The sequence below is a fragment of the Nostoc sp. 'Lobaria pulmonaria (5183) cyanobiont' genome (genome assembly GCF_002949795.1).
Lineage (GTDB): Bacteria > Cyanobacteriota > Cyanobacteriia > Cyanobacteriales > Nostocaceae > Nostoc.
The window spans coordinates 5512914-5535180 of sequence record NZ_CP026692.1; the positions used below are offsets into that span (position 1 = coordinate 5512914).

The window sequence follows — 22267 nt, forward strand, 5'->3', positions numbered from 1 at the left end:
GTAATTCTCCTCTCTAAAGTTTTGAATTTTGAAGTGTTAATTCAAAACTCTGCGCTCACAGTACCCAACTCTTGAAACTGCTTAACTCTCGCTTCTTCTGCCTCTAAAAACAGGTTGCCGATGCCATACACAATTTCCATCGTGCCTCGATAGCCAACTTTGGTAAATTGACCATTACCTAAGCGGTCATAAATGGGCAATCCTAGACGATAAAGAGGAATCGAGAGCCGTTTAGCGATCGCACTGACATTCGAGTTCCCAATCAGCAAATCAGAACCGTCTACTAAACTCTCAAAGTCTTCCAAATCACCGATGGTGACGCTTTTAACCGGGAGTTTCTCCAAGAGGTGCGATCGCGTGGTTGTCACCGCCGCATGAATCTGCGCTCCCATCGATTGCAGGAAATGCACTGTTGACCACAACAAATCTGGTTCCAGTGCTAGAGAAACTCGTTTGGCACCGAAGTAAAAGTGCGTGTCCAACATTGCATCTTGCAACTGACGGCGTTGGCGGCGGTATTTTTCGGGTACGCTGTTACCACTCAGAAACGCCAATGCTTGGATAAATTCATCTACTGGTTCTAATCCAGTCAGATCGCCAAACACCTCATAAGGTGTGTCAAACCGTTCTTCGAGAATCTTTGCTGCATCTCGCATACTTTCACCCAATGCCAGAGTGAAAGCAGAACTACCTACTTCTCGTAGCTGTTTTAAGGTAGTTCCACTGACTGTAACCGCACTATAATCATCCTCTAAGTGTCCATCTAGGGAAGCCCCAAGGTCAGGTACAAAGATCGGCACTAGTCCAAAGGACGTGACTATCTCTTTGATTTCCTGTAGATCCCCAGGTGTGAAGGCAGAACCCGCCAAAATTGTCACTTGTTCAGTTCTGAGTTCACCTGGTCGAGGAATTTCTTTAACTATGCTTTCCACAGCAACAGCAAAGCCATCTTGCAACGCCCCTTTAAAATCTGGGGTAGGTGCAAAAACGATCGCTAAATCATTCAATTCTGGATGGCGATCGCGGATTGCTTTAAGAAAACCCTCAATGTCATCGCCTCTAGTTTCCGTTAACCCAGTACTACATAAACCAATAATTTCTGGGTTAGCCTTTTCCACCAGAGTCAGAATTGCTTGCTCCACATTCTCTTCACCACCCAAGATAGTAGTGACTTCCGTCATCGCTGTCGTAGCGAGGGGAATCGCTTCCCGGAAATGCCGCACCAGGACAACTTTGGCGAAAGCAGTACAACCTTGAGAACCGTGGAATAAGGGCATCGTCCCTTTCAATCCCAAAAAGGCTAAGGTTGCACCCAAAGCTTGACTTTGCTTGAGGGGATTAACTGTCAGTGCTTTGTTAGAAATGCTAACGATCGCCATTAAACTACCTCTTCGTCCCAAGGAGCAGGTTTACGTATTTGTTCCCAAATGGGGCTATACAGAGCTTCGTACAATTCCCGCGCCATCTCGATCATTCCCACATAACCTGCATAAGGATGGTGGCGTTCTTGGTTGATATCAAGGAAAGGAATTCGAGCTTTCAAGGCAGTGTATTGGTTACGTCCACCAGCAATCAGCATATCTGCTTTGGTGTCTTTAACCACTTGTAGCAATTCTTTAGCGTTGCCCTTCTCCAACATGATGCCATCGTTGCCAAGCAACTTCTGGATTTTGGCTTTATCTTCCTCAGTACTTTTTCGAGTACTGGTAGCAACAACTTCAATGCCCAAGTCCCTAGCTGCTGAGATAATCGACCAACTCTTGACACCACCAGTATACAAAACAACTCGCTTACCTTTGAGTCGAGCGCGATAGGGAGCCAGTGCCAAATCTAAAGCAGCCGTTTCTTCTGCAATCAGCTTTTCTGTCCGCTCCTGTAAATCAGGATCGCCTAATTTCGCAGCGATGTTTCGCAGACAGCGATTCATATCATCGATGCCGTAGAAAGACTCTTCAATGTAAGGGATGTTGTAACGCTCCTCCATCTTTCTCGCCATATTTACCAGCGCTCGTGAGCAGATCATGACGTTGAGCTTGGCGCGGTGGGCGTAGCGAATTTCATTGTAGCGAGCATCGCCCGTAATTTTAGACAAAATACGGATGCCTAACTTTTCTAACAGTGGTGTTACTCCCCACATTTCACCGGCGATGTTGTATTCACCGATTAAGTTAATATCATAGGGCGTTGTATGTTCCGGTTCTGCTGTGCCGACAACATAATCCAACAAAGCTTCACCGCCAAAACGGTTGCCCAGATTTTTACTGCCAATGAATCCTGGGGCAATAACGGGAATAACAGGAGTACCAATTTTCTCAGCCGCAGCTTTGCAAACAGCATCAAGATCATCACCAATTAAGGCTGTAACGCAAGTGGCGTAGACGAATACTGCTGAGGGTTGGTAGCGCTCTTTAAGTTCCAGAATCGCTTTGTAAAGCTTCTTTTCGCCACCGAAGATGACATCATTTTCACCCAAGTCAGTGGTAAAGCCCATTTTGTAGAGTTGAGGGCCAGAGGAAAGACTACCACGACTGCCCCAGGAATTACCAGCACAGGCGATCGGCCCGTGGACTAAATGAGCAGCATCTGCGATCGGCACTAGGGAAATCATTGCACCATCAAAGGCGCAGCCCCCTTGAGCCGCGCCAGGTTGTGCCTGTTGGGCGCAAGACTTGTTTTTCTTTTCCGTTTGTTTGTGCTGATTATGCTCGCATCCTGTCTCAGTGAGCAGTTCGTTGATTTTGCCTTGGGTGGTTTTCATCTCTCTTCTTGTGCTGAATTGTTCTTTGTCATTCGTCAGTTACCAATGACTAATGACTAACAAATGTATTTTGTGACATCCTCTCCACATACATCGGCGAGGTAAGATAGAGCACGGAAACGCAATCCTACAAATTCGTCATATAAAGGATTGAGTTTACATAGTGGTGGGATATCAATAGACTTCCCAAATAATTTAATTTGTCGCTCAAAGGGACAACAACAAGGAATTGTTTGGCAAATTAGATGAGCGATGCGATTATTTTTAACCTGAATTTCATCCACTACACGGCGCAACGGATTGAGAAGATTGTTGAACTTCCCTGGTTTTTTATAGTTAGGTGGATGGTAATTAGGATGAGGATGAGTGTGAGTATGTTCGTGAGTGTGATTGATGGTTTCCATTGATAAATCCCTTGGGTAAATGCTATCAAGAAAAAGGGAAGTTGGGGATTGGGTATTGGGGATTGAGCGAATGGCATTGGGTTTAGATATTTCCCCATTCCCCATTCCCCATTCCCCATTCCCTATTCCCCTTCTTTACCCTTAATTAACACGTTGTGTTTCTACGCAATTTCTAACGAATCAAGTCGTAGGAAATATCTGTCTTAGAAGGAGTGTTGGTGTTGCGATCAATTTCTTCAAACAGGGTATTTACAGTCCAGTTGAGGAGGTTGATTATACCTTGATAACCAATGGTGGCGTAGCGGTGTAGGTGGTGGCGATCCATGATGGGGTAGCCGATTCTCACGAGGGGAGTCTTGGTATCGCGCCACAGGTACTTACCGTAGGTGTTACCAACCAGGAAGTCTACTGGTTCGGTGAACATTAGAGAACGCATGTGCCACAAGTCTTTACCAGGCCAAAGAGTTGCATTCCTACCGAAGGGGCTAGAAGCAAGCAGTTCTTTCATTTCTGCTTCAAATACGTCGTTGCTGTTGTGAACCAAGATATGCACAGGTTCAGCACCCATTTCCAGCATAAAGCCAACTACGCTGTATACTAAATCTGGTTCGCCGTAGATAGCGAAGCGCTTGCCGTGAATCCATGAGTGGGAGTCAGTCATGGCATCAACAGCCTGACCGCGTTCAATTTCCAATTGTTCGGGAATGGGTAAACCACTAAGTTCGCTGATTTTCATCAACAACTCATCAGTACCCTTAATACCCCAAGGACGGCAAACTGCGGTTGGTTGCTTCCACTCTTTTTCGATGTACTCACGAGTCTTGAGGGTGGAGTGTGATTGCAGAGCAATTGTCGCTTTAGCATTAATTGAATCTTCTGCATCTTCAATCTTTGTACCACCTGGGTACATATTGAACTCACCTGTGTTGGGTGAATCTAGGTAGTCGCTGTTGTCGGCTAGAATGGTGTAGTCTAAGCCGAACAGCGAAGCAATCCGCTTGATTTCGCGGTTGTTGCCTACATAGGTGTCAAAACCTGGGATGAAGTTGATTTTACCATTGCTGGTTTCTTTCTTATGACCTGCTGTCAGGTTAGAAAGAATTCCCTTCATCATGTTGTCGTAACCAGTGATGTGGGAGCCAACAAAACTAGGGGTGTGAGCGTAGGGTACTGGGAAATCTTGAGGAACTGAACCAGCTTCCTTGGCGTTGTTGATGAAAGACTGTAAGTCATCACCAATTACTTCTGCCATACAGGTGGTGCAGACAGCGATCATCTTGGGCTTGTAGAGTTGGTAAGAGTTCGCCAAGCCGTCAATCATGTTTTGCAGACCACCAAATACGGCTGCATCTTCAGTCATTGAAGAAGATACACCAGAGAATGGTTCTTTGTAGTGACGGGTTAAGTGGCTGCGGAAGTAAGCAACGCAACCTTGAGAACCTTGAACAAAAGGTAGAGTACCTTCAAAACCAACAGCAGCAAAGATTGCTCCTAGTGGTTGACAACCTTTAGCAGGGTTAACGGTTAAAGCTTCACGAGCGAAGTTCTTTTCACGATAATCCCAACCCTTTGTCCACTCTGAAACCCGTTCTACTTCTTCGGCTTCGTGACCGTTTTCAAACTGCTTTTTGTTTTTAAATAGCTGTTTGTACTCTGGTTGGTGGAATAACTCTACGTGGTCTTGAATTTTTTCTGGATTCTGAGGCATTTCTGGATCTCCAAGCTTACTGAATTCTTTTACTGATTGAGAAATAAGGATTTGAGGCGGTAGAGACGCGATTAATCGCGTCTGTACAAGGGAGATGGGAATATGATTCAAAATTCAAAATGCAAAAATCAAAAGAAATTTTAATTTTTCAGTTTTGAATTTTGGATTCCCAACTCCCCCCTGGGGCTAAAACCCCAGGTTATCCTTACTTATCGCTCTCTCCCATTTCCCTAGACGGCAGCTTTAGCTTTAACTTTAGCTTCAGCTTTAGCTACAGCTTCAGCTTTAGCTACAGCCTTCTTAGCGTTAGCTTTTTCATTCCAAGGAGCGCCAATTAATCCCCAGGTTGGGCTGTTGAGTGCCAAGTCCATGTCGCGTGCGAAGATGGCGAAGCCATCGTAACCGTGATAAGGGCCGGAGTAATCCTTTTTATGGTTTAATTCTTTTCAACAGCCTAATGTTTGCAGTAAACAGTGTCAGCGATAAACATTGTTCGCCGATAACACATTTATTTTTAGGCTAAATATAGGCTAAAAATACAGCGATGCATAATCAGGTTCAGGACTCACGCATCATCTAAATGTTGTCCTGAGCCAAGGCGATTAAAAAATCGCCCGTTTTTTTGCTCATCTCTGCAAGCACAGCAGCAAAAAGAACACATGAGAACTAAAGTACTACTGGAATTAGAGAAAGTTAATCTGCGTTTGAAGTCTGCAAAGGCAAAAGTGACAATTAGGGAATCGAATGGAAGTCTGCAATTACGGGCGACGTTACCAATTAAACCGGGGGACAAGGACAGCAACGGTACTGGGAGAAAGCAATACAATCTCAGTTTGAATATTCCTGCTAATTTGGATGGACTCAAGACGGCTGAGGAAGAAGCTTATGAATTAGGGAAGTTAATCGCTCGCAAAACCTTTGAATGGAATGATAAATATTTAGGTAATGAAGCAATTAGAAAAGATTTTCAAACAATAGGAGAATTAGTCGAAGAATTTGAAAATGAGTATTTTAAAACTCACAAACGCACAACCAAAAGCGAACATACTTTTTTTTATTACTTTTCCCGAACAAAGAGATTTACGAATTCTAAAGATTTCGCAACTGCTGAAAATCTGATAAGTTCAATTGAACAAATCGATAAGGAATGGGCTAAATATAATGCAGCCAGAGCTATATCTGCATTTTGCATAACATTCAAAATCGAAATTGATTTATCTAAATATTCCAAAATGCCTGAGAGTAATTATCGAAATATACCGAGTGATGCAGAAATAGCTGAGGGAATTATAAAGTTTGAAGATTACCTTAATGGCAGAGGTAATCAAGTTAATCAAAATGTTCAAGATAGCTGGCAACTTTGGCGCTGGACGTATGGAATGTTAGCAGTTTTTGGTTTACGTCCACGAGAACTTTTTATTAATCCTGATATAGATTGGTGGTTGAGTCAAGAAAATGCAGATTTAACATGGAAAGTCCATAAGGATTCTAAGACTGGAGAAAGACAAGCATTACCATTATATAGGCAATGGATTGAGGACTTTGATTTGAGAAATCCTAAATATTTAGAGATGTTGAGAAGTGCGATCGCTAAAAAAGATAACACTAATCATGCGGAGATAACAGCGTTAACACAGCGAGTTAGTTGGTGGTTTCGCAAGATAGGATTGGATTTTAAACCTTATGATTTACGCCACGCCTGGGCAATTCGGGCGCATATTTTAGGGATACCAATTAAAGCGGCGGCAGATAATTTGGGGCATAGCGTGCAAGTTCACACCCAAACTTATCAGCGTTGGTTTTCGTTAGATATGCGGAAGTTGGCGATTAATCAGGCTTTGAGTAAGAGAAATGAAGTTGAGTTGATTAAAGAGGAGAATGCTAAGTTGAGAATGGATAATGAGAAGTTGAGATTGGATATTGAGAAGTTGAAAATGGAAATGGTTTATAAACAAAGTTAAATTTCCTGATAAATCAATCATCCTAGTTTGATATAATTTACTATGATTTATAGATGAAAAACTATGGTTGGCGAATTTTGCCAGTCACACAGCATCAACATACAAAAAAACGAAGTCATGCATGGATTATAATTTCATCGCAGGATTCCTGCAAGAGTTAAAATTAACCAAGGAGTATAACTTATGCAAATTATCATTGAACTCCCCGATGATATAGCCAACCAATTAAAAGTGTAACCCACGAACATTTCTCGCAGAGTTTTGGAACTTATCGCAGCTGATAATTATCGCCAAGGTCGCATTGAAGCCGCTGAAGTTCACCGAATGCTGAATTTATCTTCTCGCTGGGAAACCTATGAATTCCTCAAACGTAAACAAGCTTATTTACCCTACACTGAAGAAAACTTAGAACAAGATGTTCAAGCAATTCGTAATTTATTAGCTACAGAAATGGAGCAAGCAATATGAGTCCAATTCGACTATTTATGAAAGGATGTTAACAATCAAATGCTAGAAAAGGTAATACTTCATAATTTCAAAAGCCATAAACATACGGAACTTAGTTTTGATAGTTCCCGATTACATGGACTAGTAGGAAAAAATAGTGCTGGCAAAACAACCGTTTTACAAGCATTACATAATCTAAGTAGGCTGGCTGATTCATCATTTGCAAAGATATTTCAATATGAAAGATCACCTCAATTCATTACAACAATTGGGGAAAAAGATATTTCTGTTACTGCAAGTGGTTTTTGGGGATATACCAATCGCCAGTATTGGCAAGCTTCCTATAGTTGGAAGCACGAAAACAATGATTCTTGGTATCCGACAGCATCATGGAACATAGATGGAAAACCTGGAAAATTGGTAGGATGGTCAAGTTCTTTAAGTGAATCTCCATCTCCAATTCCTCAATCTCTGAAATATGCTGTTTACCTGAAGTTAGTTGCAAGTAATCTTGCTAAAGCAGCTTACAGTGAAGAAATTACACCGAGGGTTGAGTTCGACGGTTCAGGATTAGCACCCACTTTAGATTTTTTGCGTAACGAGGCTCCAGATAAATTTCGATTAATAGAGGAAATGTTAAGCCGCATTGTACCAAATGTACGCAAAATTGGCATAAAGCGATCAAAAGTTCCAGTTATTCGCAAACGTTTAATCGAAGTTGATGGGAAGTCCATTTCCTATGAAGAAAGTCAGGAAATGATAGGACAAGAAGTGATATTAGACATGAATACAGGTGAGCGTATTCCAGCCCATGCAATTAGCGAAGGAACAATACTAACTTTAGGTTTACTAACTGTGTTGATGAACCCTATTCAACCTAATTTAGTTTTTCTCGATGATGTGGAACAAGGACTTCATCCAAAAGCACAACGTGAGATGATGACTGTCTTTAAGGAAATCATTCAAGATAAGACGAATCTGCAAATTATTTTTTCTACTCACTCTCCTTATATTATTGATGAACTTGTTCCTTCTCAAGTACATATATTAAATAATAGTAATTCAGGCTTCACAATCTCTAAGCGTCTAGATGAACATCCTGATGTGGAATGGGCAAAACAAACTTTGACAACTGGTGAGTTTTGGGATGCGGAGGGTGAAGATTGGGTTTTTGCAGGAGAAGTCAGTGTTTGAGTTCATTGTAATAGTGGAAAGTGGTGCAGATTCACGAACAGCTACTAAATTAGCCGAGCGCGTTTTGAAGGAGCAAATCGATTGGTTAGAGCCTGATCTAATAAAACATATATTCCACTGGAGAGGCTTAGAGGAAGGAACAGAATATTCCTGCTGGAGCGACGTTGATAAAATCATTGATGATGCAAAAGAAAAAATAAGATATAAATCTCCAAGATTTCTGGGTCATCATAATAAAGGTGTACCGTTTAAAGCTGATGGAGCAATATCTATTAAGGTTCTTAAGTTGGTAGATTTTCTTCAAAAAACACGACAGATTAAAGCCATTCTCTTTATCCGTGATTTAGACAATCAACCAGAGCGTAGAGAAGGGCTTGAGCAAGCACGCTCAGAACATATCAATCGACAGCCTCAACTAAAAATTGTTATTGGTACAGCTAATCCAAAACGTGAAGCATGGGTTCTCAATGGGTTTCTTCCGTCTAATCAAGAAGAACAAATTTTAGAAGAAATCAAGACTCGATTGAATTTCGACCCTTGCATAGACTCACACAGACTACGCTCTACCTCACAGAAAGAACCTGATCGAATTAGAAATCCAAAAGTAATTGTTGAGCAGCTAACAGGCAAAGATATGAAACGCGAACAGCAGTGTTGGGAAGATACGAGTTTGAAAATTCTACGTGAAAGAGGTGTTTATACAGGCTTAACAGCCTACATCCAAGAAATTGAGCAACACTTGATTCAAATTATCTTGTCTTAGTAAAAAATTCAGATAATTAGGAGTACGATCGCATCCCTCCCATAAGGTGCGTTGTCGCAAAGCGCAATACAGCATCAACTCAAATTTACAAAGCTGATACCGCAGCCTGAAAAAATTTGTGGAAAGATAGAAATGTCGATTCATCTCCAGCATGACAATTATGAACACCGTAGAGCTATTTTCTACCTTGCGAAATTTAACTCGTGCAGACAAACTGAAAGTGATGCAGTTTCTAGTTTCAGAGTTATCTAGGGATGAGGAACCATCATTAGAGCAAGGAGCAACTTACCCTATTTGGTCGCCACTTAATTCCCACACAGCTGCACATCAACTTGCTCAACTGCTAGAGTCGGACGAGTAAATGCACAATGGTTAATCCTCAAAGATTTTCCTTTACAGAGGGATACGATACATTTGGTGTTCCTGATGCGCTGCCAAAGCTACCATTAGTATTAACCTATCGTAACTCATCAGTAGACGTTTCAGGCTTGTTAGATACTGGAGCAAGCGTCAGCGTTCTGCCATACAGTATTGGTGTCCAACTAAGCGCAATTTGGGAAGAACAGACGATTTCTGTAATGTTGGCTGGTAATTTGGTTCCTGTTGAAGCAAAAGGTTTGCTTGTATCTGCTCAGATTGGATCATTTGAGCCTGTTCGCTTAGTTTTTGCGTGGAGTTTGTCTAATGATGTACCTTTGTTGCTAGGACGTATGAACTTCTTTTTGGAATTTGATGTGTGTTTCTATCGTTCACAACTGGTATTTGATGTGTGTCCACAGTCGTAATGCGCTCGCATCCCTCCCGTAGGGTGCGTTGTCGCAAAAAGCCAGAGCTACTTTACTCAAAAACAACGCCGCGATAAATTTCCGTCATCGGCAATTCAATACTAACTGAATCCAAAGAAATAGATAGCTCTAAGCCGCTAAAATCACTGAGCAACCAACCTTCAGCTTGTTTACTGTAGCGTTCCACAAAAGGTTCATCCTGCTCGACTAATAAATATTCGCTAAAACTCTCAATTGATCGATATATCCGAAATTTACTAAGTCGATCGTAATCTGCGGTGGAAGGAGATAGCACTTCAACAATCAAAATGGGATTCAAAACTTCATCTAAGCGATCGCCATTTAGTTGCGGTTCGCCGTCAAAAATCATTACATCTGGATATACTCCGCGTCGATGTTCGGGAATCCACAGCCGTAAATCGCTGTTAATTGGCTCAAATTGAGTATCACGCAGCAGAAATTTGAAAAAGGCAAAAATGTTTCCACCGATGCGGCTGTGTTTAAGCGTTCCTCCGGCCATGGGTACAATTTCTCCATCTCGATATTCGCTGCGTCCTTCGGCTTTTTCTTCGATCGCACGATATTCATCCAAGCTGTAGCGGCGCGAGATGGTAGAAATCATAGGTCTTAGGCGATCGCATTAGCTATAAGACAACAATATTATTTTGTCACAGATTTGGTTGTGAGGTAATGTCATACTGCGATGCAATATATTCTCTTTTGTACGAGAGACTGCGCGATCGCCTTCAGGTTCTGCAAAGCAGAATATGTCTAAGCCTAGTGCTGCTTGAGTGGGATACACGATAGAATTTAGGCAAAGACTTTATCTTTCTGGTTAGCTGTCTACGATGTCTGCAAGAGATAGGTTTCATCAATTGGTCAGGATTGCCCTTGAAAAAGCAGAGTGGGTAATTACTCACGATCCATACCATATTGATTTAGGGTTTGTTGATTTTTATATCGACTTAGGTGCAGAACTGTTGCTAGCAGCGACAAAGGATGAGGAAAAGATTGCAGTTGAAATCAAAACGTTTTTGGCACCCTCAACGATTTCTGAGTTCCATACTGCGATTGGACAATTTATTAACTATCGCATTGCGTTGGAAGATGATGATCCAAAACGGCGGTTGTATTTAGCAGTTCCGCTCGACGTTTATAAGCGATTTTTCAGATATCCATTTATTCAAACGGTCATTGTCCGTAATCAAATTCCCCTTTTGGTGTACGACACAGAAAAACAGGAGATTGCAGAATGGATAAGCTAATTTTGTATCGTGAATTAATTCAGAGATTATTGACGGCGCGCGCAAAGTTGCGTTCTGGGAGTGATCCAATAGAAAGTCAAACCATTTTTGATACTACAAAAGACCACTATCAGCTTGTGCATGTGGGATGGAAGGATAGCAGTACCCGGATTTACGGCTGTGTGCTGCATATAGATATCAAGGATGAGAAAATTTGGGTGCAGCATGACGGAACGGAGGATGCGATCGCAGATCAACTTGTGAGTGAGGGAGTGCCTAAGCAAGATATTGTGATAGCATATCATGCACCTCATGTACGCCAGTATACAGAGTTTTCTGTAGGGTAACTTTGAAGCGATCAATTATTTTGAACCATCCAAACTAAAAATCCGAGAATTTGTTTTACTGGTGGGAGAGGATAATCGATCAAGTCGATAGTGACAAGATTATCCTCCAGCTTCAGGAATCGCCATTGCGTACCACTGCTAATAGAACCATAGATTACGGCAACTGGACGATTTTTGGCGGCGTTAAATTTTTGTGCTGCAACCATTTCTGCAATACATTCTCCAAACCCAGTTCTTAAATCTGCTTTTTTTGCTTCCACAATGACAATTGCAGGCGCTTCAATTTCTAGTACTTCCGGCGAACGACTCAAAAGGAAATCACACATTCCATTCAGTCCAACTGCCTCATCAACTGTAAAATCTTCTCCAGAAAATAAGCTAATTTGGCGATTTAATATGCGTCTAACTTCTAATAATACTGGGTAAATAATTCCTTCGGAACGCGCTTTTTTACTTGATGAAGAAGCAAGTGGCAGACTTTCTTCAAGATATGCCGTCAGTGTTACAGATGCTTCAATTGGTTCAGTGGCAGGAATAAATCGCCCACCCTCCTGTGTTTTTAACCCGAAAGCTTCTTTAACTTTACTAATAGTTGTAAACTGACTATAAGGCATAATTGTTAGAAATCATAGATTGTAGCTGATTGCTTCTTCTACATTAATGGTTGTGAATTAATAAATATATTATATTAAAAAGCCTGTTTGTGATGATTACTCGCAAACAGACTTGAGTTTTTCTAAACTTCTAATTAAGGTTGCTCCCAAAGCTCACGGATACGGTCAGGGAGCAAGCCAGCAATTTCCTGAATCCGCTCTTGGGAAAGTTGGTCTTTGGTGGCAGAAAACACCGCTTTAACTGCTTGCTCTACCTCGACTGTTCCTGGGAGTCCTCCTTCATTAGCAACCCGCCTGAGAAATAAATCGGAATCAATTCCAAGGGGAGCCGGGCCTGTCAAAGGTTGACGGATTCGACTTAAAAATTTCACAATGGGATTGGTGTCTTTCCAGAGGTCGGCTACTTCAAACTGGAGTGCTTTTTCATCCGTAGGTATAGCTTCTGTATGTAGTTCTGCCTCGACGCGATCAATTGTGTCCGTGGTCATTAAGTCGCGCATAACACGAAACACAACTTCGGAAAAGTCTCTTGCGTCATACAAATCCGCAAATCCGCTTTGAACCATGACCTTTTCCAGGAACGAATGATGTTCGTCTGCGATCGCAGTTCGAGAATCTTCAATTTCCGTTGGGTCAACTTCTGGAACGTTTGTTCTAAATGATTCATCAGGCATTGTTTTTTCTTGTGCTTTTTAATATTGAGTCTTTATGCTTACTTGATTAAGGTCGCACAAATTAAAAACCCTTAGCATCATCCAGAAGTTTGAAATACCACCTATTCAAAAGTTAGAAATTTAGCTGATCAACTGAGATATTTGGCATTAACACGCGCAAGTTAGTTGTGTAGCGATTACGATCGCTGGTGTTTCTGCCCGTAGTAGTCATCGCCCATTGGTGTTAAAAAATAGTCAGAATAGATGAATTGGTATAAATTATGTAGAAACAAAGATGCTAGAAACAACAAACATCGGAATCAACACTTGCTATGTCAAAGTACCTAACAATGACTTATAAATCGATGCTTACTTAGCTCAACCAGCACAAAAGGGAACCTTTGGCGCGGTTATAGTTTTTCCAGAAATTTTTGGAATCAACAGTAATATTAGAGATATCACCGAGCTAATCGCTAAACAAGGTTATGTAGCAATTGCTCCGGCGATGTATCAACGTATTGCTCCCGGTTTTGAGGCTGACTATAGCCAAGAAGATGTTGGCTATAGCCCAGAAAGTTATCGGCTGGGCTTGCAATACTATCAACAAGTAAAGTATCAAGATATCTTAAGTGATATTCAAGCTGCGATCGCTTACCTCAAAACTTTACCCAATGTCAAAGATGATGCGATTGGTGTCATTGGTTTCTGTTTTGGCGGTCATGTTGCTTATATGGCTGCAACTTTACCCGATATCAAAGCAACAGCTTCGTTTTACGGTGGTGGGATTACCACTGCTAGTTATGGTGAAGACACTCCAACCATTAATCGCACCTCAGAAATTAAAGGTACTATTTATGCATTTTTTGGTACAAGAGATGCATTAGTTTCCCAGGAAGAAAACGAGCAAATTACAGCAGAATTCAAGTATTTGAACCACATCTGTTGTAGGGGTGCAAGGCCTTGCGCCCCTAACGCGTGGTCTATTTACCTGAAAATAGCTGTAAAGCAGAACTCAAAAAACATCAAATAAATCATCGTGTATTTCGATACGACGCCGGACACGGATTCTTCGCTGGATTTTTCAAAGACCAATACCCATTTTTAGCCCAGCACCCAAGTTATAATCCAGAAGCGGCTCCTGATGCTTGGCAACATGTTTTAGAACTGTTTCAAAACTACCTGTAAAACTCTAATGCACATACTGCGATCGCACTCATTGGACTTCTTGGATGAATCAATGAGCTTTCACCCTAAATCCCTCTCCCTAGCTAGGGAGAGGGACTTTGAATTTGGCTCCCCTTCTCCCAAAATTGGGAGAAGGGGTTGGGGGATGAGGGCGAATTTTGTATTTGTGCAAGAGGTCAATCGATCCTATTGCTTTTAACTTTTTGAGTTTTTCAGCAGTAATCGACAACCACATAAAAACGGATTTTGACTCTCTGTGCGATCGTCTGCAAGCACTTCTATGGTCAGCCTGCTATTGTAAATCAATTTGTCATAATCCATCAATGCATCCCACTTGATCTTGCCAGTCGGAAAACCTAGCTGTGAAGTACTATCAGATATTAATTCTTGCCATTTCTGAATCTCTGGATCTTGTGATTTGCAGTAATCGAGAATGGCAATCAAGGCACCAGGCTTAGTAACTCGCAGGATCTCTGCAAGAGCGCGGACTGGATCTTCAACGACACAGAGGGTAAATCCCGATGCTGCTGCATCAAAACTATTATCAGGAAAATCAAGATTGCAGAGATCCGATACCTTGAAGGTGATGTCTGCGGGTACGCGCTTTTTACGTGCTTCATCCATCATCTTCTGAGAAAGATCAACACCGACGACACGTACACCTTCAGGATAGGCTGGAAGATTAAGACCAGTTCCTACCGCAGCATCCAGGACAGTTTGTCCTGGCTTTAGCTGCAAAGAAGCAATTAGGGGTTTGCGTTCGATGTGCCAGTAACGCTTCATAATTGCGTCATAATCCACCGATCCCCGATCGTAAGTTTCAATCACCTGATGTATCTGCATAGATTTTTTAACAAACAGGACTACTGATTTTAACTATCTGTTTAACTGTATAATCTGTTAGCGCTCAAAATTCGCATATTATATTACCAGCAAAATAACTTTACAATAGACAAATTCTCCAATACCCTTGGGTTGAACAATTCTATAGCAGTGGAGTGGCAAGAGCGGCTGATGTATGATTAAAGATGGCGATCGCATCAATAGCAGGCGTTGGATAGTGCAGTCCGATTCGCCCTAAACAACAAATCATTGTTCCGGCTTTGTAAATTAGCAAAGATATTGTTACTCACAGCATTTTACAAGTCAATGAAGTACACTCTTCCTCAACTTGAAATCTGCTGTGTAATCCAAAATTCTCTACATTTCCCTGTCCGCCCATCACAGCCTCAGCCATAATTCATAATTCAATCATTCCTTACCCGCAGAGGAATCTGAATGATAAACTCGGTTCCTTTTCCAGGAGTTGAGAAGCATTCCAGTTTACCGCCATGTTTTTCTGTGATGATTTGGTAGCTGATGGACATACCCATTCCGGTTCCTTTGCCAATGGGTTTTGTGGTGAAAAAGGGATCGAATATTCGTTGCTGAAATTCTTTGGAAATACCAACTCCGTTATCAGCGATCGCCACTTCTAACCACATTGAATTAACTACGGATGTCCGAATCTTAATTTGACTGGGATTGTCCTTGATTTCCTGATAGGTACGCTTGGTATTATTTTCTTCTAACGCATCAATAGCATTTACTAAAATATTCATAAATACCTGATTAAGTTGTCCGGCATAGCATTCTACTGGGGGTACAGTGCCGTAGTCTTTAATCACCTCAATTTCGGGTTGTTCTGGTTTAGCTTTGAGGCGGTGCTGCAAAATCATCAAGGTACTGTCAATGCCCTCATGAATATCAACGTTTTTGAATTCTGCTTCATCGATGCGGGAGAAATTCCGCAGCGACAATACAATTTGGCGAATGCGATCGGTACCCACTTTCATAGAAGACAATAATTTTGGTAAATCTGACTGCAAAAACTCTAAATCCATATCTTCGGCAGCAATTTCAATTTCTGGAATAGGGTTAGGATTATGCTGCTGATACAATTGCACAAATTCTAATAAATTCTGGGTATATTCTTGGATATGATCGAGGTTGCCATGAATAAAGTTGACTGGATTATTAATTTCGTGTGCAACTCCAGCAACTAGTTGTCCCAAACTAGACATTTTTTCACTTTGAATAACTTGAGATTGAGTGCGCCGCAATTCCTCTAATGTATTTTTAAGTTCAGTGGTACGTTCTTCTACTCGCTCTTCTAGTTCTTCCTTGCTTTTCTCTAAAGCCGTAAACGATTCATGCAGTTGTCCTGCCATATAGTTGAAAGAGTTAGACAGAGTATTAAGTTCTCGAATGCCGCTAATTTTTACTGTCTGATTTAGATTGCCGGATGCCATTGCCTCACTTGCCCAATTTAGGCGTAGAATCGGGCGTACAATCCAATGGGAAGTAAACACGCCCATCACTGAGGCAACGACTAATGCGCCCAAACAAAGCGCGATCGTGGTTTGGGTATTAGCATTAATTTGCGCCATGAATGTGTTTTCTGGCACACTCATTACCACCAGCCAATCCAAGCCATACTTGTCACGCCAAGGTATAACATTGACAAAATGCCGTTTTCCTTGCACCTCAAGTTGAAAATCTGTGTCTTGGGTGATAGATCCAAACCCAGAGGTTTGCAAGTGTCTGGCAATGTTCTGTATTATTGGGTCAGAACTGTTGATCGCCTGCAATCGCCGGATCTTTTGATTGACCAGGACAAAAGGCTTCTCTGTACCGGAACTGGCAATTAATGTGCCATCCCGCTCCAGAAGGAACACCCGCCCAGACTTACTAATATCCAAACTGCGTAAAAAATCGCTGAGTTTTAGTAGGTGAATGTCTGTTGCAATCATTCCTAATAAGCGATTTTGCGAATCATAGATCGGACGACTGGCAGAGGCGGTGATGTAAGGCCCCGTTGGAAAATTTGCAGTATAAATCTTTGCCCAAATTGGTTTACCAGCAGCCATAGGTTGGGTATACCAAGACTCACTGAAATTGTTCCAAGTCCACTTAGCATTTACCTGAGTTCGATTACCTTGATTATCTGTGGCATAAGTGGAAATATTATTGGGAAGCTTGGCAGTCCAATCATCAATAGTAATTGTCTTGCCATCATAACGAGCTGCTCCCAGCCCCTCACCTGTCGTTAGTCCGATACCAATATAAGTCAGGTCATACGCCTGCATCTGATCCCAGAAATATTTGCCAAGGGTTTGGCGATCGCGTACATTTAAAATTCCCCGGTGGATGGCATCTGCGTTGATCTGATTAAGCGTTTGCGGAATGGAAAGATGAGACTTCAGGTGTTCATCTACTACATCGCTGCTGCGATCCATCAACTGCCCTGCCAGGTCGTTAACTGCTCTTTGTCCATTTTTAAAGGACAAATAACCCACTAAACTGACGGCTGCAAAAATTTGAATCACGAAGGGAACAATAAGAACAATCTGTAATGGCAACGCCTTAGCTTTGCTGAGATAGTGAGTCTTCATTACTGGAAGCTGAAAGTTGTGTTAATTGGATTTGCTTCTATAGTTCCCAAGATGTTCGCATACTCACCTTTGTTTAAATTTTTTTTCAAGTCAAAGGCGGCTGTAAGGTGGAATGCTACTTTTTAAGCAAAAATTGCTGCCCAGATTCGCAACTTCTTGAAGAAGTCGGGGATCTAAATCCAGCGATTTGGTAAGTGATATCTAGATGTGGCGTGGATTGCGAGGGTTCGTTCTTTTGTATTGCCTTGCTTCCTTGCAGGGAAATTAGGTATTGCCCGCCCAACTGACTGACTCCCCGTTGTAGCAGCTGGCGCGACATCAAAAAATCAGAGTTTGAGATGTTCTAGATATTAGCAATACCATCAGCACAAAATTTGGTTTTTTTTAATGTATTTTCATGAGTTCAACTTTTAAATTTGGAGTAATTTATGCAGCCATTTCAAGTAATCTCAGATAGTTTGAATATACGTTCAGCACCGATTGTTGACGAAGTTAATCTAATAGCATCTCTTCCAAAAGGATATATTGTATCTAAAATTAAACATTCAGATAATCACAAGTGGTGGAAGGTTGCAACTATTCTTGAAGGAAAAACTTTAGAAGGTTTTGTAGCTCAAAAATTCCTGAGTCCAGTCACAAAATTTTCTATCAAGACTGTTCTTAAAATTGCTGAAATGCAGATTTTCCAGGCAAATGGAGAATCTGCATTTTTCTATAAAGCAGGTATGAGCATTAATGCTGATGGTGCGCCTAATGCTTATCACCCCGCAGATAAAGGGATTTAAATGAGCAACTTGAAGCTTTGGGGTTAGAATTGACATGATCGTTACAAACTTAGACCTACCGATTGATGCGAGTTTGTGACAATTTTGGATAAGCGGCTTAAGTTCACGCAGACAGCAGTACAAACAAATATATCAAGTTTTGTTAGTTATCTACGACCCAATGAATGAGGTGATTGTGCAATTGATAAAATAGCTAAGTATCGAGAGTATATTCAGACATTGCTTACTCAGTTTGCCTACATTTAACTAAAGCTCGGTTCTAGGTGAACCGAGCTTCGATTGAGATTTGATTTAACGATCGTCATGGCGCTTAGACGATGTTTTAAAAGTCCCTAAAGTGATAATTTTGCAGTTATGCACTAGGTTAAGTACAACGCCAAATTCAGGTTTTAGCTATCTACTAAGATGCAATGCTTTGCTAACTATAAGAGCAAAAAAACATTTTAAAACATCATCTAAGATAAGCGCAATTGCTTTTGTCTTAACAGAGCAAAGAAATTTTACTTGCGAGTTAGGTTAAGCAGTTCTTTGGGAGAAGCAAGTAAGTCAATACCCACAAAGTAAATTTGACCTTGAGGATCGAGTAAAAATCGCCAAGCAATGTTCATCCCAACATTACCTCCAAACCAAGGAGTTTCGACCGTACCAGTAATTTTATGCTGTGTATAACCATCTTCTATAGTTTCCGAAACGCCTTTGGTTGGCTTCATTACTAACCCTTGTCCCTCATCTCGTAGGTAGGAAGTGATCGCTTCTCGACCAACAATTGGTTTTTGGAAGGGTGGTTGCAGCGCACCATTATTAGCAAATAAAGCAACAGCAGCTTCAAAGTTATCTGCATTCATGGCTTCAATGTATTTCACCACTGTCGGTTCTGTAACTCCTTCAATAGTAAATTGGGGAGTTAGGGATGTACGTGGGAACTTAAAGTTTATGACTTCTGCCTGTTTGTTATCAGCTAGGGATGGATCGAAGCCCATATTTACTACAGTATTGCGTAGTACAGTAATTTGCTGACTCTGATCGATTCTCTGAACAGCTTGTAGCAATGCTTTAACTTGAGTTGACATTTGATAGCCAACTGGCATAGGAGCGACAATACCCTCTTTCATCCACTCTCCTAACTGCCACCAGAATCCTAGCTTGGCGTTGACACCAAAATATGCATAAGAACGGCTAATAGGAGTATCAGCATTACTCGCTAAATCTGTCATTAATTGCGTTTGTTCTTCATGAGACATCTGCTTAATTTGGTTGAATATACCTTCCATTAATTGGAGATTTGCTTTTCCGGGAGCAGCTGGAGTAATTGTACGACCTATTTCAGCGTAGGCATACCAGAGAAATGCCAGTTGATCCTCAATGTTCAGTTCAGCAAACATTGCTGTAGTAGCTGGAACAGCATCTGCCACTTGAGTGCTAGAGAAAATATTACGTGCGGAATCGATAGTATAACTCATGCTTATTACCTTAAAGATTTAGCTATTCAGTAGTTGGTTTTGGCTACAATTTTGCAGCTTCGGGGATAAATCTAGGGGCTTTTTCCTGGATGACACAATTATCCCTAGATATTTAAATCCGAATTATTATCATTCACTACTCTGGCATCATAACTGGTAAAGGTTAACAAAAGACTAAGATTTATAAGATTTATCTGATTAATATCATTGAATGAAATGTATATCCACTATTTGTTTTTCAAGTTGATAATTTCATAAAAGTGTTTTTTGAAAAACATATCTTCCTAAAGAAAGATATGTAGCTATATAGTATCTATCTATATAGATACATCTGCATTTTAGACTTTTTTAGCAATAAAAATACAATTGGTTAATTACTCAACTTTGTTTAAAACTGGCCGATAGGATTTCAGATAGTGAGGCATGTCGAGGGATGCAGGATTTCTGGCAGATTTCTATTCCACCGGAGGCTATTGCTTGAGCGATCGCAATTGAAAAATTATTGTACCCCACCCCAGTTGTGCTTTAGGATATTTTCTCTATAATGCTAAAAAGACAATTGCAAGACTACTGCTGAGAAACCATGCAACTCCAAGCAATAGAGATTGACGTAGCGATCGCAGCCAAGTTTGTTCAATTAGTGCTCAACTGCGTCAACCAAGAGTATCCGCACAACAATATTTTCTGGTTTGAAAGCGATGAGGACATTAAGCCGCCACGCGAATTAATGCCAGCATTTTATGGTTGTTTGGATTGGCATTCTGCCGTACATGGGCATTGGTTACTTGCAAGGCTAGCTCGTTATTTTCCTGATGCTGAATTTCAGCCGGCAGCAAGGGAAGCACTAACCCAAACCCTGACTCCAGAGAAAATTCAAGGAGAAATTACCCATTTTAATCGATGTCCCTTCTTTGAATGTCCTTATGGGTTTTCATGGCTGTTGCAACTCGCTACGGAATTGCATGAATGGGATGATTCTCAAGGTAAAGAATGGCTAGCGGCGTTAGAACCGTTAGAAACCTTAGTTGCCAACAACTTTTATGACTGGCTTGAAAAACTCGAACTTCCCAATCGCACTGGAGCACACTTTCAAACCGCGTTTCCACTTGGTTTAGCACTCGATTGGGCGCAAATTAGGAAGAATAAAGACTTTGCCGATCTGATCGAAGACAAAGCCCAAAAATTTTATCGGAGCGATCGCAACTATCCATTGCATTTTGAACCATTGGGTTATGATTTTGTCTCTCCCTGTCTTGCAGAAGCGGATTTAATGCGACGCATTCTTTCACCAACAGATTTTGCAAATTGGCTTACCGATTTTCTTCCACATTTACTCACAGAAGATGCAGTAAACTGGTTGCAACCTGTACAAACAACTAAACCCAACGACTATTTACAATCTCATTTTCGAGGTCTAAATCTCAGTCGAGCTTGGATGCTTGAGGGAATAATCTCTCGATTACCCGATAACGATTCTCGACTCGATACCCTGCGTTCTGTTACTGTTTTACATCGCCAGTGTGGGTTGGTAGATGTTGCAATTGACCATTATTCTAGTAGTCATTGGTTGGGAACGTTTGTAGTTTATCTTGTAACCGCACGTGGATTAGATAGATATAGAAATCCTACCTGGACTGGATTAAATAATTGATTATACCTAAAATTATTAAATGAGCCGGGTAAAATACATAGAACCATCTAGCTTGTGAACCTTGTTTACCATTAAATTGAAAAACAATGAATACTGCAAGAATTGCCCAACCTTGAAATATATTAAGCATGGATAGGATTATTAAAATAAAAAAGTGAAAAATGCACCAGTAGAGCAACCATACTTTGGGTTTGAGTTTGTCTATTAGGGACATCAAGAAAATTACTCCAATCCCATAAGTTCCATATTCAACGCCCAAGCCCTCGGCAACTACTGCACACAAGCCGATAATTATTAATTGCTGCCATAATTGTGGGTAACGCTTTACTAAGCGCAACATCACAAGTCCAAGAATAAGCGTGAACAGAATATTAAGTGATAAGCTCTGGAAGACAATAGTATAGATTGGCTGAGATATTATTGCTGTAATTAATAGTCTCCCCCCATAGCGGTGTACATTATGGGTATGTTTTTCGCCTTCAGCCAGAAGCCATGCAAAGAGGGGAAAGCTCAATCGCCCCAATAAGTGCAAGATTACCAACTCTGGCATTAGCAAATAGCACAGATGATCCATAACCATGAATACTGCTGCTAAGATTTTAATGCTAAAAGCTGAAACTTTAATCACAACGTTACAATTACCTTGGATTCCTTGATATAGAATCCCGAAAATTTTATTTATTTAATATAAGAGTTATTCAAAATACTAGCAATTTGATAACATTAATAAAAAGGGCAATGTCTACGATGGGCTATGACCCTCCTGCGTCGCTCTAAGCATACTCCTACGGAGAAGCAAGCTACGCGTAGCGTCTCGTTGGCGCAGCCTCTCGTAGAGAAGAGAAGCAATGCCATTCGCGCAGCGTCTCGTTTG

General features: G+C 41.2%; 21 protein-coding genes and 3 pseudogenes. 11 read left to right on the top strand and 13 right to left on the bottom strand.

Features of this window, described 5'->3' with window-relative positions; genetic code table 11:
* Window positions 1–41: 41 nt before the first annotated feature.
* The 5 genes and pseudogenes from nifN to NLP_RS24550 all read right to left on the bottom strand — a co-directional run.
* Window positions 42–1379, bottom strand: coding sequence for a nitrogenase iron-molybdenum cofactor biosynthesis protein NifN (nifN, locus tag NLP_RS24530; RefSeq protein ID WP_104908604.1), 1338 nt, complete (start codon window positions 1377–1379; stop codon window positions 42–44).
* Entirely contained in the window at window positions 1379–2758 is a 1380-nt protein-coding gene (gene nifE, locus NLP_RS24535; protein ID WP_104908605.1) for a nitrogenase iron-molybdenum cofactor biosynthesis protein NifE, read from the bottom strand. The genes nifN and nifE overlap by 1 nt, the downstream gene beginning before the upstream one ends.
* A gap of 56 nt (window positions 2759–2814) precedes the next feature.
* The gene (locus NLP_RS24540; protein WP_104910021.1) at window positions 2815–3162 is read right to left on the bottom strand and encodes a Mo-dependent nitrogenase C-terminal domain-containing protein; all 348 of its coding nucleotides are present in this window, start codon (window positions 3160–3162) and stop codon (window positions 2815–2817) included.
* Window positions 3163–3334: 172 nt separating this feature from the next.
* A complete protein-coding gene (nifK, locus tag NLP_RS24545) occupies window positions 3335–4870 on the bottom strand; it encodes a nitrogenase molybdenum-iron protein subunit beta (RefSeq protein WP_104908606.1) in 1536 nt (511 codons plus the stop codon).
* Between the two features lie 230 nt (window positions 4871–5100).
* A pseudogene (locus NLP_RS24550) lies at window positions 5101–5304 on the bottom strand (hypothetical protein); the annotation flags it as partial.
* Between the two features lie 183 nt (window positions 5305–5487).
* On the opposite strand from NLP_RS24550, the pseudogene NLP_RS24555 reads away from it, so the two are divergent.
* The 6 genes and pseudogenes from NLP_RS24555 to NLP_RS24580 form a co-directional block, all read left to right on the top strand.
* Window positions 5488–6831, top strand: a pseudogene (locus tag NLP_RS24555) (site-specific integrase); the annotation flags it as partial.
* A 246-nt stretch (window positions 6832–7077) separates the two neighbouring features.
* A complete protein-coding gene (locus NLP_RS24560) occupies window positions 7078–7299 on the top strand; it encodes a UPF0175 family protein (RefSeq protein WP_267894947.1) in 222 nt (73 codons plus the stop codon).
* Window positions 7300–7338: 39 nt separating this feature from the next.
* A complete protein-coding gene (locus tag NLP_RS24565) occupies window positions 7339–8472 on the top strand; it encodes an AAA family ATPase (RefSeq protein ID WP_104908608.1) in 1134 nt (377 codons plus the stop codon).
* Window positions 8465–9235 (top strand): hypothetical protein, encoded by a 771-nt coding sequence (locus tag NLP_RS24570; RefSeq protein ID WP_104908609.1) that lies wholly within the window; start codon window positions 8465–8467, stop codon window positions 9233–9235. The genes NLP_RS24565 and NLP_RS24570 overlap by 8 nt, the downstream gene beginning before the upstream one ends.
* Window positions 9236–9395: 160 nt before the next feature.
* Window positions 9396–9596, top strand: a complete 201-nt coding sequence (locus NLP_RS24575; protein ID WP_104910022.1) for a hypothetical protein — start codon at window positions 9396–9398, stop codon at window positions 9594–9596.
* Between the two features lie 7 nt (window positions 9597–9603).
* Window positions 9604–10020 carry a hypothetical protein gene (locus NLP_RS24580; RefSeq protein ID WP_104908610.1) on the top strand — a complete coding sequence of 139 codons (417 nt, stop codon included), beginning with the start codon at window positions 9604–9606 and terminating at the stop codon, window positions 10018–10020.
* Window positions 10021–10072: 52 nt separating this feature from the next.
* Here NLP_RS24580 and NLP_RS24585 read toward each other — a convergent pair whose 3' ends face one another.
* Entirely contained in the window at window positions 10073–10642 is a 570-nt protein-coding gene (locus NLP_RS24585) for a Uma2 family endonuclease (RefSeq protein WP_104908611.1), read from the bottom strand.
* 226 nt (window positions 10643–10868) lie between these two features.
* Here NLP_RS24585 and NLP_RS24590 point away from each other — a divergent pair, with 226 nt between their 5' ends.
* Complete coding sequence (locus NLP_RS24590) at window positions 10869–11285, top strand: XisH family protein (RefSeq protein WP_104908612.1); 417 nt, start codon at window positions 10869–10871, stop codon at window positions 11283–11285.
* Window positions 11273–11611, top strand: a complete 339-nt coding sequence (locus NLP_RS24595) for a XisI protein (protein ID WP_104908613.1) — start codon at window positions 11273–11275, stop codon at window positions 11609–11611. The genes NLP_RS24590 and NLP_RS24595 overlap by 13 nt, the downstream gene beginning before the upstream one ends.
* 11 nt (window positions 11612–11622) lie before the next feature.
* On the opposite strand, the gene NLP_RS24600 is transcribed toward NLP_RS24595, so the two are convergent.
* Both NLP_RS24600 and NLP_RS24605 read right to left on the bottom strand, forming a co-directional pair.
* Complete coding sequence (locus NLP_RS24600) at window positions 11623–12225, bottom strand: hypothetical protein (protein ID WP_104908614.1); 603 nt, start codon at window positions 12223–12225, stop codon at window positions 11623–11625.
* Window positions 12226–12359: 134 nt separating this feature from the next.
* Window positions 12360–12899, bottom strand: a complete 540-nt coding sequence (locus tag NLP_RS24605; RefSeq protein ID WP_104908615.1) for a DUF2267 domain-containing protein — start codon at window positions 12897–12899, stop codon at window positions 12360–12362.
* 340 nt (window positions 12900–13239) lie between these two features.
* Between NLP_RS24605 and NLP_RS24610 the strand changes: the two are divergent.
* Window positions 13240–14063, top strand: a pseudogene (locus NLP_RS24610) (dienelactone hydrolase family protein).
* Window positions 14064–14258: 195 nt separating this feature from the next.
* Here the strand turns inward: NLP_RS24610 and NLP_RS24615 are convergent.
* The 3 genes from NLP_RS24615 to NLP_RS24620 form a co-directional block, all read right to left on the bottom strand.
* Window positions 14259–14906 carry a class I SAM-dependent methyltransferase gene (locus tag NLP_RS24615; RefSeq protein ID WP_104908616.1) on the bottom strand — a complete coding sequence of 216 codons (648 nt, stop codon included), beginning with the start codon at window positions 14904–14906 and terminating at the stop codon, window positions 14259–14261.
* A gap of 142 nt (window positions 14907–15048) precedes the next feature.
* Window positions 15049–15180: a hypothetical protein gene (locus tag NLP_RS35660; protein ID WP_267894890.1), complete on the bottom strand. Its 132-nt coding sequence runs from the start codon at window positions 15178–15180 to the stop codon at window positions 15049–15051.
* Between the two features lie 130 nt (window positions 15181–15310).
* A complete protein-coding gene (locus NLP_RS24620) occupies window positions 15311–17497 on the bottom strand; it encodes an ATP-binding protein (protein WP_104908617.1) in 2187 nt (728 codons plus the stop codon).
* 428 nt (window positions 17498–17925) lie between these two features.
* Here NLP_RS24620 and NLP_RS24625 point away from each other — a divergent pair, with 428 nt between their 5' ends.
* Window positions 17926–18282, top strand: a complete 357-nt coding sequence (locus NLP_RS24625; protein ID WP_104908618.1) for an SH3 domain-containing protein — start codon at window positions 17926–17928, stop codon at window positions 18280–18282.
* A gap of 500 nt (window positions 18283–18782) precedes the next feature.
* Here the strand turns inward: NLP_RS24625 and NLP_RS24630 are convergent, their stop codons facing one another.
* Window positions 18783–19742, bottom strand: coding sequence for an orange carotenoid protein N-terminal domain-containing protein (locus tag NLP_RS24630; RefSeq protein WP_104908619.1), 960 nt, complete (start codon window positions 19740–19742; stop codon window positions 18783–18785).
* A gap of 583 nt (window positions 19743–20325) precedes the next feature.
* Here NLP_RS24630 and NLP_RS24635 point away from each other — a divergent pair.
* A complete protein-coding gene (locus NLP_RS24635) occupies window positions 20326–21393 on the top strand; it encodes a DUF2891 domain-containing protein (RefSeq protein ID WP_104908620.1) in 1068 nt (355 codons plus the stop codon).
* Here the strand turns inward: NLP_RS24635 and NLP_RS24640 are convergent.
* The gene (locus tag NLP_RS24640) at window positions 21368–22021 is read right to left on the bottom strand and encodes a TraX family protein (protein WP_104908621.1); all 654 of its coding nucleotides are present in this window, start codon (window positions 22019–22021) and stop codon (window positions 21368–21370) included. The genes NLP_RS24635 and NLP_RS24640 overlap by 26 nt on opposite strands.
* Window positions 22022–22267: the final 246 nt, after the last annotated feature.